This is a genomic window from Lactobacillus ultunensis DSM 16047, from assembly GCF_001436305.1.
Lineage (GTDB): Bacteria > Bacillota > Bacilli > Lactobacillales > Lactobacillaceae > Lactobacillus > Lactobacillus ultunensis.
In genome coordinates, this window is record NZ_AZFO01000009.1 from 25614 (window position 1) to 39822 (window position 14209).

Below are 14209 nucleotides of genomic sequence, written 5' to 3' on the forward strand. Positions count from 1 at the left end.
TTATTGGTCATCTTGGTAATACAAATCCTTAAATTTCTTATGCTTATATTGTTGAGCAAGTTGTGGCGTCTTCCAGGCAACGCCACTTACCCATGGACCGGCTCCTTGAGCAAGTACTAAAACAGATTGACCTTTCTCAGTATGTAGGCCATAGAAGTCTCCATCACCTGCTTCCTGCATCCAACCACGGACATTCATGTAATTTATTCCATGAACACTTTGATTTCCCATACCAGCCATTCCCCAATTTTTGGTTGCTTTATGATATGATGCAGACATATCACCATAAGTATATTTATCAAGAAAACCAGCTTTGACTTTATGCAATTCTTGTACGTAATTATCAACGTTGATTTTGTTTTGACTTATTTTAATAATAGACATTTTATCATCAATATAAGTATACCAAGTACCTTGAAATTCAGTTGGTACATTAAACAATCCGTCGTCTCCTGGTAAGTTTGATTTTTTACCAGCAGAAGCTGAAGAATCCTCGCTTGAATCTGAACGCTCATCGTTCACTTTAGCATTTTGAGCTAAATTATTTACCAAACTATCTGAGTCACGTTTATTCAAATAATCAACCATTTGCTTCATGGTAACGGATCCTAACTTTTTACCGTTTGAAAAGAGATAATAAATATTTTCTCCATTCACTTGTTTAAGAGTATATCCAGCATCTGCCGATACCATATAGGCTACGCCACTGCCTTCGTTCATATATGAATAATCTGACTGATTCTTTAAATCGACTTCAATACCGTTTTGCTTACCATCAAGCAAAGCCTTGTTCCAACTGCCAGAATAGCGATCACCAGCATATGCCACTATAACCGCCACTGTTTTTTGTGGACTTAGATCTTGATCTGATAAGTGCCCCATCTTTGTAGGCTGTTTCTTATTCTTAGTTACTTTGATAGTTGCACTGCCTTTAGATGATGCAGTTTTTTGCTTCGGTTTTTGACTGCAGCCGGCTAAAGCTAGACCAGCTAGTAAAATTACTGATATTTTCCAAATCTTTTTCATTTCATCCTCGACTTTCTAATCAACGACATTTTACCACTTCTCGTGTACTCCAAAAGACATAGTTAGAGTAATATCTAACTATGTCTTTTTAAAATATTCATTAAAATAAGATTTCTATTACTTAGCAGCCTTAGCTAAAGCCTTGGTCTTGAATGCATAAGCGCTAGCATGTTGATCAGCACCAGTGGCAATCTTTAAAGCCTTTACTTTCTTACCTTTAACAGTTCTGGTTACAGGGATGTAGTAAACACCGTCACCAGCCAAGTTAACCCAGTTGTTAACGTTAAAGCCCTTCTTAAAGTTGTAAGCTGCATAAATGTTCTTCTTCATAACTTTCTTGATAAAAGCATTACGCTTCTTTGAAGAAACATTATATACATTCTTCTTAAAGAATTTTTGTGAAGGTACATACAACTTATTCTTGTCAGCAGTGTGAGTAGTAATCTTCAAAGTATGAATGGTCTTTTTATCACTACTGAACTTGTCAGTTTCACGATAGTACCAAGTTCCCTGAGTTGCCTTAGGTGTTGTATATTTACGAGTAATACCATATTGACTAGCTGCATGAACATTTTGACTTTGCATCCCTACAAAGAAAATGCTAAAAAATGCAACTAATGACATCAAAAACAAATATCTCTTCCTCATAATAGATCCCTCCTATTATTAGTTTTTTCATCTATAATTATAAACTATTTCTATATAAATAAGCAACTATTCAAAATCAACTAAATCTGAAATTGGATATCTAGTCGTAGCAATCTCGGCTTCTGCCTTGGGATCATGTTTACCAATAGCAATTGCCATCACTGGAACATACTGCTTAGGATCAAGCCCCATTGTAGTTGCAGCTTTAGTTGAATCGTATCCAGCCATTGCATTAGTATCGTAACCATGCTCACGAGCTATCAACATAAACTGCATTGCAGCAAGTGAAGTATCAACCATTGAATCAGCAACTAACATTTCTCTTGGTGCCTTTTCATATAATGGCATGAAAGTATTTAAAGCAGCATCCATAGCTTCTTTAGTAACTTTCTTAGCTTCATACATGCTATGCCATAATTTACTATACTTTTTAAAAGCTAAAGTATTGCCAAAGAATAGAACAATTGCTGAACTTTTATCAATCTGTGGAAAGTTGAACTTCATAAAATATTTATGCAGCTTTTCTCTTCCTTCGTCAGTATCAACAACCACAAATTTCCACGCCTGTAAATTACATGCAGATGGTGCAGTAATTGTTTCCTTAAGCATTTCTGTCATTTCTTCATGACTAATTTTTACTGACGGATCAAATCTACGTACAGAATGTCTTCCAGTTAAAACATCATGAAAATCATTATTAATAATAGCCATAATAAGCCTCCAAAGCATGATACCGTTTACATACTTCCATAATAACTTATTTATAGCATTCTTTTCAATTGCTAATTTATCCATTTTATCTTATGCTGAAAGCGATTACTAATTTATTTAGGAGGCTAAATTTATGAAAATTGCAATTGCTGGAGCTGGAGCTATGGGCTCAAAGTTCGGCTGGCATTTAAAGAAAGCTGGCAATGACGTTATCTTAATCGATACTTGGGACAGAAATATTGCTGCTGTGCGAGAAAACGGCGTAGTAGCTAGAGTCAAAAATGAAGAAATCGCAGAAAAAATGCCAATTTATAGTCCATCAGAAATTGATGAACAAAAAGAAAATGTTGATTTACTCATCGTATTCACTAAGTCCATGCAACTGGAAAACATGCTGAACAGTTTAAAGCCAATCATTAGTAAAGATACCTATGTACTTTGCTTGCTCAATGGACTTGGTCATGAAGATGTACTAGCAAAATTTGTGACTCGGGATCATATCATTATGGGTGTTACAATGTGGGCTTCCATGATGACCGCTCCAGGTCACATTACTTTTGCCAATGAAAACGGTAATGTGGAAATTCAATGTCTTGATCCTAAAGGTAAAGACGAGACTAAAGAAATCGTCAAAATTCTGAGTGATGCTGAGCTTAACGCCTGCTACAGCGAAAATGTAATGTATTCAATTTGGCGTAAAGCTTGCGTAAACGGTGTGGTTAATGCACTATGTGCTCTGCTTGGTGCAAACTGCAAAGAGTTCGGTCATACTAAGGAAGCTGACGAACTAACCAGAAATATTGTGCAAGAATTTGCAGATGTTGCTCAATATGAAGGCGTAAACTTAGATCGCAGCGAAGTCATTCAACATGTTGAAAGTTTATTTGATACGCCTCACTATCCTTCAATGTACCAAGACCTGGTACAAAATAACCGCCCGACAGAGATCGATTACATTGATGGAGCTGTTTGGCGCAAAGGATTAAAACATAGTGTGCCTACACCATACTGTGCATTCATTACTAGATTAATCCACGCCAAAGAAGATATCCTCAAAGTTAAATAATCTATGATCACAAAAATTTAAGCACCAATAGCTATCTCAAGTATAGTTATTGGTGCTTTCTTTATATATTTTATTAGTAATATATAATATATTCATTAATATTTTCTGTTAATTTTGTCAATTTCATATAGCAAATCATGTTATAATGTAAGCGGATACATTAATAATATTATTAATGTCTGCTTATTTTAGTCATCTCAAGAATAAGGAGATGATCATGATGGTTGAAGCGCAGCAAAAGAAACAAGCTAAGAAAATGCTTTGGATAACATTGGCAATGATGGCTTTCTCCACAGTTTGGGGATTTGGTAACGTTGTTAATGGTTATGTCTACTTCGATGGTACCAAGATAATTTTCAGTTGGGCCCTTATGTTTCTGCTCTACTTTATCCCCTATGCATTAATGGTTGGGGAACTTGGTGCTACGTTTAAAGACTCCGAAGGTGGTGTTTCATCCTGGGTTAACGAAACCATGGGTGTTAAATGGGCCTACTATGCAGGTTGGACCTATTGGGCTTGCCACGTTGTTTATATTTCTAGTAAAGGTACAGGTGGATTAAGAGCTATGTCATGGGGCATCGCTGGTAATACTCAATGGTACGATAGTTTACCAACAGTCACTACACAATTTGCTACTTTGGTTATCTTCCTATTCTTTTGCTGGGTAACTAGCCGTGGTGTACCTGTTTTAAAGACTCTAGCAACAATTGCCGGTACTTCAACCTTCATTATGTCAATTCTTTTTATTCTAATGATGTATGCAGCTCCTGCAATTAACCCACATGCTAGTTTTTACAGTATTAACTTAAACTGGAAGAACTTACTTCCTAACTTCAATTTAAAATACTTAACCTCACTGTCTATTCTAGTATTTAGTGTCGGCGGATGCGAAAAGATTTCACCATATGTTAATAGATTGAAAGATCCTTTCCGGAACTTCCCTAAATCAATGTTTGCCTTAGCTGCAATGGTTATGGTATCAGCTATTCTAGGAACTTTTGCATTAGCATTAATGTTCGATCCTAAAGTTATTAACGCTCACTTTAATGAATATGTATCAAACGGTACTTATATGGCCTTTGATCGACTTGGAAAGTACTACCACGTTGGTGGTTTGTTTATGAAAATCTATGCTTGGTGCAACGTCATCGGTCAATTCTCAACTTTGGTTTTAAGCATCGATGCTCCGTTAAGAATGTTGCTAGGTAGCCGTGAAGCAAAACTTTATGTTCCAAAGAAGCTCTTGAAACTAAACAAACATGGCGCCTATATCAATGGTATTTGGATGGTCGTCATCCTTTCCGGTGGCTTGATCGTTGCTCAAGCTTTATTGCCAAATGCTCAAGCAGTGATGGCTCAATTGGTAAAACTTAACTCAACTACTATGCCACTCCGTTACCTTTGGGTATTCGCTGCCTATGTAGCTTTGAGAAAACATCAGAAACAATTCAAGAGTTTTTATAAGATGACGAAACATCAATGGTTAGCCTACACCGCAGGTATCTGGTGTTTCTTCGTCACTGCAATTTGTTGTCTGATGGGCATCTACTCAACTGATCCAATGACTTTGTTGCTTAACATTTTGACACCTATTGTTTTAACGGCATTAGGTTTAATTTTACCAGCTATTAAGAAACATGAAGATGCCAGGATTGGTTAGATAAATATTTTATAGGTAGAAAAAAGTTTAGCTTTAATTTTGAGCTAAACTTTTTGTTTTACTTTTCTTCTTCTGCTAATCTCAAATTTTTATCAAACTTACGCCATAAATAATGTACTAAATAGCAAATTGCCACAAACGGAATAGTATAATACAACGCTACTCGTTGTGTTGGGTCAAACCAAATTAGTATGCAAGAAAATAAACTTGCAAAGAAAGCAAAATATGGAACTACAGGATACCAAGGTGTTCTATATTTTAATTCACTCAAATGATGTCCATCTTTGAGAAATTGTTTTCTAAAATTGAGTTCTGCCCATGCAATCGCCATCCAAACAATTACCACTGCTAAGCCTGAAATAGAAACCAATACTAAATATACGGTACTAGCAGCTACCTTACTTGAAATCAATGCAAAAATTCCACCTAGCATGCTAACAACTAGTGCTAATGTTGGCACACCATTTTTACCAGTCTTTTGAAAAACTTTAGGTATAGTTCCTTCATTGCTTAAGGACCACAGCATTCTAGTAGAAGCATAAAGACCTGAGTTAGCTGCCGAAACAATTGCCGTTAAGACAACAAAGTTCATGATATTAGCAGCAAAAGGAACATGAATTAAATCTAAGACATAAACAAACGGACTTTGAGTAACTCCAGCAACTTTATAAGGAATTAAAGCAGCCATTACCACAATACTGCCAATGAAGAAAATTACCAATCGCCAAAGCGTTGTTTTGATTGCACTGGGAATTGCTTTTTGTGGATTTTCTGCTTCTCCCGCTGTAATACCAATTAATTCTGTCCCAGAAAAGGCAAAATTAACTGTCAACATTGTTGTGAATACACCACTAAAACCGTTAGGAAACCAACCATTTTTATAGAAATTAACTAAGCAAGGTGCATGATTAAAGCCTTTAACTGGCAAAATCCCCGTAATTGCTAAAACACCAAGAATGATGAAGGCAACAATTGCAAATACTTTAATTGCCGCAAACCAAAATTCACTTTCGGCAAAAACTTTAACAGAAAAGAAGTTGCTTAAAAAAATTAGAATCATACAAGCTAAACTCCAAATCCACACCGGCACATGAGGAAACCATTTCTGCATAATTAATCCAGCAGCTGTAAATTCAGATCCTAGAGCTATTGTCCAAGTTAGCCAATAAAGAATCGCGACCACAAACCCAGTTGACGGACCAATATATTTTTTAGCATAAACATGAAAAGCACCTGTATAAGGCATAGCCACTGAAAGCTCTCCTAGACAAAGCATGACCGCAAACACAATCAAAGCGCCAACTAAATAGGCAATAACTGTGCCCAATGGTCCAGCTTCATGAATCGTATATCCTGAACTAAGAAATAATCCTGTACCAATGACTCCACCGAGAGAAATCATTCGGATATGACGTGTTTCCATCTTTCTCTTTAAGTGTGTTTTATAAGCCATACTATTCTCCTCCTATCTTAATTTATCAATCGACTGTCTAATCTCCTTAATTTCTTTAGGACCGGTTGTACAGCATCCCCCGATTAGACGAGCACCGTCTTCATACCATTTCTGGGTCAATTCCGCAAAATCAAATTTTTCCTTAAAGGAACGCCATTTCTTTATCTTAGGATCATATGTTGCACCCAAATTTGGATATACAACTAAAGGCTTGGCTGTATATTTAGCAAATTCTTTCAGAGCTTGATCAACTAATTTTGGGCTTACACAATTAATGCCAATTGCAAAGACTTGCTTATATTTGCTTACTTCTTGAGTAGCCTGCTCAATCGAAGTTCCATCACTAATATGTTTCGTATCTTTTAAAGTAAAGCTGACATAAACAGGTATATTAGAATGATTCTTTTGTAGCCAGTTCAAAACAGCTACTGGTTCCGTAATTTTAGGCTGCGTTTCTAATGCAATTAAATCTGGTTTCTCTTCCAAAACTAGCTTTAGACGAGGTAAATGAAAGTCTAGATATTCCTTTTCAGAAAGATTATATTCACCTCGATACTCATTTCCATCTGCCAAAAAGGCACCATAAGAACCAATTGTTCCAGCTACATAATTATGTTTGCCGGTTTCTTTTTGATAATCATCCCGAGCTTTTTTGGCAATCTTGACAGCATTCTTAATAAACTTTTCAGCTTCTTTTTCGGAATAACCTGCTTCTTCAAAGGCTTGGACATTTGCTTGGTAAGTATCAGTAATTACTAATTCCGCACCTGCTCTAAAATAGTCTTGATGAGCATTATAGACTTTGTTAAGTTGATCAACTAATGCAGTTGCCGTCCATAGCTTATTGTCAGTTTCTACTCCTTGTTTTTCCAATTCATCAGACATTGCACCATCTAAAACAATTCCTGATTTAGCATCGTCAATTAAACTCATTCTACCCACTTCTTTCTCATTTTTTAATAAAAACAAAAAAGCACTCATCCCAAAAGGACGAGTGCTTCGTGTTGCCACCTTTACTTCATCTACTGCTCACACAGCAGATCTCATTAACTACAATAATAGTTTGTGACGTATAACGGTTCACAGCGCCGTTGCTAGCTAAATATCACTAACACTGACATCCAAGCCCATGTTCATCAATTTCATTTATATGCTTCTCATCTAACAGCAATTCTCTGTAATAAAATTTGATTGATTACTCTGCTTTTCAAAATCTTTTAATTATTTGTTAATTATCTTACTCTCGAAATTTTTAATTGTCAAATGAAATATAAAAAATCTACAGGACAAAATCCTGTAGATTAGTTGATTACTTGATATATTAAGAATTTACCTCCACATACGTGGAGAACACACTAAAAGATCCCTATAACCAAGCCATTCTTTAAAAATAAAAATCAGATTTTTATTCACTTCAAGTGCAATTTACTTTTCCTTATCGCTCAAAGTTAAATCGCTTTTATCAGAAATCCAGCTATAGATAGGCAAATCGATCTTTCCATTATCATCAATTTTCTCCATGACTTTTTCCATAAAGAATTCTTGCCAATTCTTAGTAGGCTTAATACCAGGATGGTTCAATTGTGGAATCAACCAGCCATTAGCTAGTGGACGAACAGGGTTAAGACCGATAATCATACCGATCATGTAATTTGAAAAGTCAAAGCTACCTTCAACCACAATGAATTTTGGATTTTTCATCAATTCAGGTTGTAATTTCATAAGCATTTCAGGTGGGATCTTGCCTTCGGTGACCATCATTCTACCTTTAATTGGACCATGCTTTTGCTCAAAGTTTTGCAAAACACCCTTCATAAACAGTTTTTCACCCAGTTGGTCAAACTTCTTTTGATCTTTTAACATATTTACTTCTCTTTCTATTTGATATTACTTTTTAATGATACATTTTTTCACTAACTATCATCAATCTTTTTATTAAATGAATGATTTTGCGGACTAAAACCAGCAATATCTTCATAGCTAAAATCAATTGTTAGCTTGCGATGATAGTATTTCTCATATGCCGCTTTCTTTTGACGATAATCAATCTCTGCCATTCTTTGCATATTCTCTCTAATCTTCAAATCAGGATTAGGATAAATCGTAGGCAAAATATGGAGAATTTTCTTTGTCTTATAAAAATCTCGTTGGAATAATTCACGTTTAGATGTTGCTTGAATTTCCGTAAAGGTTGAAATGATAGGTTGGTTAAACTTAGCAGCATAGTAATAAGCACCTTTTTTCAGAGGACGAGGCTTGCGATAGTTAAACCATAATTCTTCTTCAGGATAGATCAATATCCAGCTAGGTTTACTTAGCACTTTAGCCAGCTTTTTAGGAAAAATACGACTTAAGTAATGAAAATCATGATCAATCGGCAGTAAATTAAAATTTCGCACAGCCCAGCCGATCAGATGTGGCATAGCTAAATTGCTTGCCTCAACCACAATAAAAAGACGCTGACGTTTCTTTAACACTAATTTTCCTATTAGCAACACATCAAATTGATTGTAATGATTACCCGTAATAAATGCAGTGGGACTATCAGGTAAGTTTTCTATTCCATCAATACTGCAACGTCCAGTCAAAATCTGAGATGCTATATTAAAAACGGCGCGAACAAGCGGATTAAATAATCGATAACTGATAGTTTTGGTATACTGCCAGTATTTGCTTACTATCTTGTTAGTTTCTTTATTATTTAAAACAGGGTCATGTAGTTCGGCTTTAGCATCAAATTGCTTTTTAGCTACATTTTTCTTAATATTATTTATAACTTGTCGTCGATGAAAACCAAAGATCATATTTTATCTCCAAATCTATGGTTACATTATAACGAACTTTTTCTATCAACACATCAAGGGAGAATTATGAGAATCTTAATTGTAATTGATGATTACTTCAATCAAAGCAACGGAATGTGCATTTCAACCCAACGGTTTGTCCATGAATATAAAAAAATGGGACAAGAAGTCCGAGTTCTTTCAACAGGTGAAAAAGCTGACTATCCTGTTCCAGAATTAAAAATAAATATTCCTTTTATCCATGGACTGATTGCTAAACAAGGTTTTCATTTTGCCAAACCAATTAGAAAAACTCTAATAAAAGCAGTTACTTGGGCTGATATTATCCAAATTGAAACGCCCTTTCCAGTTTCTTGGCGAGCTGCCAAATTAGCAAAAAAACAAGGTAAACCGGTAATCGGAACTTTTCATATTTATCCGCAAAATGTTACAGCTTCAGTACCATTCCTCAATAATCGATTAGGTAATTGGTGCTTTATGCTTTTCTTTAGAGAAAAATCTTTTAAAAACTGTGATGCATTGCAAGTACCTACAGCAAAAGTGGCTAAGTGGTTAAACCAGCACCACTTTAAGCAAAAACTTTTCGTCGTGTCCAATGGTATTAGCGACAAATTTATTAATAATTCTCATAAAGACAAGGTTGGGCATCCCTTCACTATTTTATGTATCGGCAGATTCTCACATGAGAAAAAACAAGATACCTTATTCAAAGCAATGCAATTGGCTAAGCATTCATCAGAAATTCGACTCATTTTTGCGGGGCAAGGACCTCTTAAAAAAGAATACGAAAAGCTGGCTAGCTAACTTCCTCAAAAACCAGATATGCAATATTACCCACCAGCTAAATTAAGAAAAATTATGTCTCAAGCAGATCTAGTTGTACATTGTGCAGACGTTGAAATCGAAGGAATGGCTTGCATGGAAGCATTCGCTAGCGGCTGTGTTCCTGTAATTGCGGATAGTCCACTTTCTTCTACCGTTAGTTATGCTTTAACTCCAAATAATCGTTTTCCAGCAAATGATAGTAAAATTCTTGCACAAAGAATTGACTATTGGTTTGAGCATCCCCAAAAATTAATAAAAATGCGCCAAGAATACCGTAAATATAGTAAGACTTTGAGCGTGGCTAGATCTGCAAAAACTGCTATAGGCAATTTAGAAAAATTAATTTTAAGGTAAAGCAAAAAGGTTTAGTTCATTAATTTGAACCAAACCTTTTCTAGTTTTCATAACCGCTTCATACCAAAAAGTCATTTAATTGTCCGAATTACCAATAATAGTAAATAAATCGTCGTCATCCGAATCGTAATCGTTGCCAAAAAGATTTTCGGCATCGTCCACACGATTTTGTTCATGCGGCAAATACATCATGATCTTTTCAAGCCCTTCATTCTCAGCCTGATCCTGCGGAGTAACCAATTCTTTTTCAAAATCATAATAACCACCTTTATAGTTAGGATGATCATGATAGTCGTATCGTTTAGTTATCGCAGTATAACCACTAACATCCAATAAGAAGTTTTCGCGTGCCATCCTGCGAATACTCGTAGTGGATAGGTCAAAACGCTGCGATGCAGTTTGTGCCATAGTCAGATCCGTTGTTCCTGTAAGCAAATATGCGGAACAGTTGCCAATTACACTTGGCGTGGCCGGTCCGAACTTAGCCCGCAGTTGTGATTCATCTTGCAACAACATACAAATCGAAATGTTACGACTTCTTGCAGTGGCCAAGATGTCTTCAAAGCCTGGAATATTGACATTTTTGAAGTCATCCAAGAAGAAACGCACTTTTTCCGGTAATGCTTGATGCTTATACTTGCGTGATTCGTGATACAGAAATTTAATCAATTGAGCATATAAGATATTTGACAAAAAGTTCTTAGAGCTATCTGCATCATCATAAAGAACAAATAAAGCATTCTTTGGTTCTAATAACTTGGCAAATTGAATCTGATTACCAGAAAGAAGATTTTCAACATCGCGTAAATTATAAGCAGCCATGTCCGAACCTAAAATACCGACGACGCTACTCCAAGTTCTCGGCGAACCAGCCATACCTCTGACTTGATCCCACATCCTAATTGAAGTTGAATCCGGATCATTTTCGCGTACCCAGTCAAATAAGTAATCGCCAATTAAGCGGTTATCATCTGAGTCAGTAGTATAATCATCAAAATAATAGTCACTTTCTTTAGAATTCAAAATTGAAAAGGCTGTATCAATTCGATCTGGCTTCAGCGTTACGATCTTAAAAAGTCTATTAACTGTAGCCATCGTTTGCTCTTCTTCAGGCAATTCATCTCTAATGAAAAAGATTATCGCCTCAAATAATGCTTCAGCCGCATTCTTCCAAAAGACATCAATCTCTTGGCCAGTATTGGTACGACCAGCCACATCAGTAGTCATTACCTGTTCCGCAAATTTTACTACATCTTGATCAGAATGCAGGTTAGTTAACGGATTAAAGGTCATCGAATGATCCAAGTTAACCAAATTCAACACCTGCAGATTATACCCCATCTGCTTTAGACTAGATCCAATTTCAGAAAGGATGCTGCCTTTGGCATCAGCGATCACATAATTGCTGTTTGCCTGAAGCAAGTTAGGTTCCAGGAAAGAATAAGTTTTGCCTGTCCCACTAGTTCCGATAACTAATGTGTTGTCGTTCAAAGCCCGTTCTAGGTCTAGTGGTAGAAAAGTCTTCTTGCCAAAGATCGTGGCTTGGCGACTATACTTGTTTTGCCATGAGGCCTTTGATTCAGTTTCGTTTGAACGAGAATGATTGCTAAAACCAATTTTTTGCATAGGAAAATCTTCTTTCTAGCTACTGCACAACAACGACCAACGACACGACTTTTACTACATAAAATCACCACCTTAAGTGTATAAAAAAGAGCAGAATTATAGACAAAAATAGAGATAGGAATACATGAGAGCCGGAAGCCTGAAATTGGATACACTACACCCTTGGAAAATTAGTCATTCCAAATTTGTGTGCAGAATTTCCTTTCAAATACTTCCTATTTCTTTTCTCTCCATATCGGTATTAATTCTTTGATTAATACCCTATTTTTTCCAAATTAATGGATTCTATATTCCTATCTCTATTTTTATTTATAATTCTGCTTCGCTGATATTAATCAGCGGAACTATATAATAGCACAATGAGGGGTAAATACAAGTATTTTGACAATAAAAAAATCACGTTTTTTAGACGTGATTTTCTTATTTATTTAACTAATTATTTAAGCCTTATCATGTTTTCTTTGCCATTTAGCAATCACTGGCAAAAGCAAACCTAATCCTAATAAGACAAAGGATTCAAAGACATTCAAGAAAATTGTCTGATAATACTCAGCCGATCCGGTTGGAGCATCGACCTGGAAAATTGAACCAAATGCGGCTACCAAGGTTAGTAAGAAGCACCACCAACCCATGACCAATGCCTTGCGTCTATTTTTAATATAGACATAACTTGATGGATATTTCTTCTGATCTTCCCTAATCTTAATGAAAGCCCAGAAAATAAATGAAGTAGTAAATGGGTCGATAATACCGTTCAAGTTTAACAACTGATTAAAAATAGAATTAATGTTAGGCAACGTTGCTGAAGAGAACATGATGAAAGAACAAAGCAAGGTCGTTAGCCAATATCCATGAATTGGCAATCCGTTTTTATCCTTCTTAGTCAAGCCCTTTGGCAAATACTTCTTCGCCGTATCTGATAAGAATTCACGTGACATCCCATCAACTAACATTGCCAACTGAGCAATCATGTAAATTGCTTGTGTGACAATAAACAGATAGAGGAAGAACTTGCCCAAGCCAAAGTCCTTACCCATTGCTTCAAAAGCATAATATGAACCGTTCATCTTTAAATCATTTGGTAAATGATGCGCATTGAAGAAGACGCCTAAAGCAAATGAACCAAAGACCGTTAAGAAGCCAGTCATAATAGCTAACATAATCATCGCCTTAGGGAAATCACGGGCACCATTCTTCATCTCGGTAACATATGGTGCTACGAATTCTGCCCCATCCATTGCGAAGATGAACAAACCAAGTGATGTAAAGAACTTCGTATCAAAAGTTGGAAAAATTGACCGCAAATTAAATGGTTGGGTTCCAATATGACCACCTTTGCCCAAGTAGGCAAAAGTCATAATGATATAAAGAACCGTAACAATAAACATCGCCCCACCACCAATTACAGACAAAATCTGTAATGAATTAGCAAACCGGTGTTGGAAAAAGATAAAGATGATGAAGATTATTGCTGTAAATAAAGCAAAAGTCCAGTTGTTCATCTTATCTTCGTACGAGTTATTACCAGCAAACAGCCAACCAAAAGAAACAACTGTCGAGTTAGCAACATCGACCAAGTATGGCAAGCCACAAACCCAACCAGACCAAGCCATGAAGTAGCCCATCTTATCACCTGATGTGTGGCGAATCCAAGAAGTTAAGCCACCTGTTGTATGTGAGAAAGTTGCTCCTAATTGGCCAACCATCATTTCGTAAGGCACAACATACAAGGCCAGCATAATAATCCATTCAGAAATAGTAGCTAAACCTTGGTTTTTAAAGTTATAGATAATGTCATCGAAACCAATGACGGTGACAAAATCCATCAAAGCCAAAACAGGCCAAGAAATCAATTTACGCTTATGCGTAGTATCAAAAGAATCCAAATTTTATCCTCCCTATGATGAAAACTTTTTTGACTACGCATCCCTCGGCGGCGAATTATTAAAATGTCTTCCTACTTTTTCATTCATTAAATTCTCCCCACTTAACACTTTCTTACTTATTATAATACTCAAGCCAAAAAAATATCTCGC

The 14209-nt window shown here is 36.1% G+C and carries 11 protein-coding genes, 1 pseudogene and 1 other annotated feature; of the genes and pseudogenes, 3 read left to right on the plus strand and 9 right to left on the minus strand.

Annotated features, from left to right (window positions below):
* The 3 genes from FC57_RS04080 to FC57_RS04090 form a co-directional block, all read right to left on the minus strand.
* Positions 1-1026, minus strand: coding sequence for a hypothetical protein (locus FC57_RS04080; RefSeq protein WP_007125607.1), 1026 nt, complete (start codon positions 1024-1026; stop codon positions 1-3).
* Positions 1027-1143: 117 nt separating this feature from the next.
* On the minus strand, positions 1144-1674 hold the full coding sequence (locus tag FC57_RS04085) for a hypothetical protein (protein WP_040529397.1): 531 nt from the start codon (positions 1672-1674) through the stop codon (positions 1144-1146).
* 66 nt (positions 1675-1740) lie between these two features.
* The gene (locus FC57_RS04090; protein ID WP_040529396.1) at positions 1741-2385 is read right to left on the minus strand and encodes a nitroreductase family protein; all 645 of its coding nucleotides are present in this window, start codon (positions 2383-2385) and stop codon (positions 1741-1743) included.
* 133 nt (positions 2386-2518) lie between these two features.
* Here FC57_RS04090 and FC57_RS04095 point away from each other — a divergent pair, with 133 nt between their 5' ends.
* Together FC57_RS04095 and FC57_RS04100 are read left to right on the plus strand one after the other, a co-directional pair.
* Entirely contained in the window at positions 2519-3451 is a 933-nt protein-coding gene (locus tag FC57_RS04095) for a 2-dehydropantoate 2-reductase (protein ID WP_007125604.1), read from the plus strand.
* A 220-nt stretch (positions 3452-3671) separates the two neighbouring features.
* On the plus strand, positions 3672-5111 hold the full coding sequence (locus tag FC57_RS04100; protein ID WP_040529395.1) for an APC family permease: 1440 nt from the start codon (positions 3672-3674) through the stop codon (positions 5109-5111).
* Between the two features lie 58 nt (positions 5112-5169).
* Here FC57_RS04100 and FC57_RS04105 read toward each other — a convergent pair whose 3' ends face one another.
* From FC57_RS04105 to FC57_RS04120, 4 genes are all read right to left on the minus strand, one after another.
* Positions 5170-6564 carry an amino acid permease gene (locus FC57_RS04105; RefSeq protein ID WP_007125602.1) on the minus strand — a complete coding sequence of 465 codons (1395 nt, stop codon included), beginning with the start codon at positions 6562-6564 and terminating at the stop codon, positions 5170-5172.
* Positions 6565-6576: 12 nt separating this feature from the next.
* Positions 6577-7497, minus strand: a complete 921-nt coding sequence (mmuM, locus tag FC57_RS04110) for a homocysteine S-methyltransferase (RefSeq protein WP_040529433.1) — start codon at positions 7495-7497, stop codon at positions 6577-6579.
* A gap of 50 nt (positions 7498-7547) precedes the next feature.
* Positions 7548-7785: a binding site (T-box leader), on the minus strand.
* Between the two features lie 204 nt (positions 7786-7989).
* Positions 7990-8427: a hypothetical protein gene (locus tag FC57_RS04115; protein ID WP_007125600.1), complete on the minus strand. Its 438-nt coding sequence runs from the start codon at positions 8425-8427 to the stop codon at positions 7990-7992.
* A gap of 50 nt (positions 8428-8477) precedes the next feature.
* Positions 8478-9368, minus strand: coding sequence for a lysophospholipid acyltransferase family protein (locus tag FC57_RS04120; protein WP_007125599.1), 891 nt, complete (start codon positions 9366-9368; stop codon positions 8478-8480).
* 66 nt (positions 9369-9434) lie between these two features.
* Between FC57_RS04120 and FC57_RS04125 the strand changes: the two are divergent.
* A pseudogene (locus tag FC57_RS04125) lies at positions 9435-10547 on the plus strand (glycosyltransferase).
* Between the two features lie 75 nt (positions 10548-10622).
* On the opposite strand, the gene FC57_RS04130 reads toward FC57_RS04125, so the two are convergent.
* Both FC57_RS04130 and FC57_RS04135 read right to left on the minus strand, forming a co-directional pair.
* The gene (locus FC57_RS04130) at positions 10623-12173 is read right to left on the minus strand and encodes a VirD4-like conjugal transfer protein, CD1115 family (protein ID WP_007125596.1); all 1551 of its coding nucleotides are present in this window, start codon (positions 12171-12173) and stop codon (positions 10623-10625) included.
* A 440-nt stretch (positions 12174-12613) separates the two neighbouring features.
* Positions 12614-14059 (minus strand): APC family permease, encoded by a 1446-nt coding sequence (locus tag FC57_RS04135; RefSeq protein WP_040529394.1) that lies wholly within the window; start codon positions 14057-14059, stop codon positions 12614-12616.
* Positions 14060-14209 lie beyond the last annotated feature (150 nt).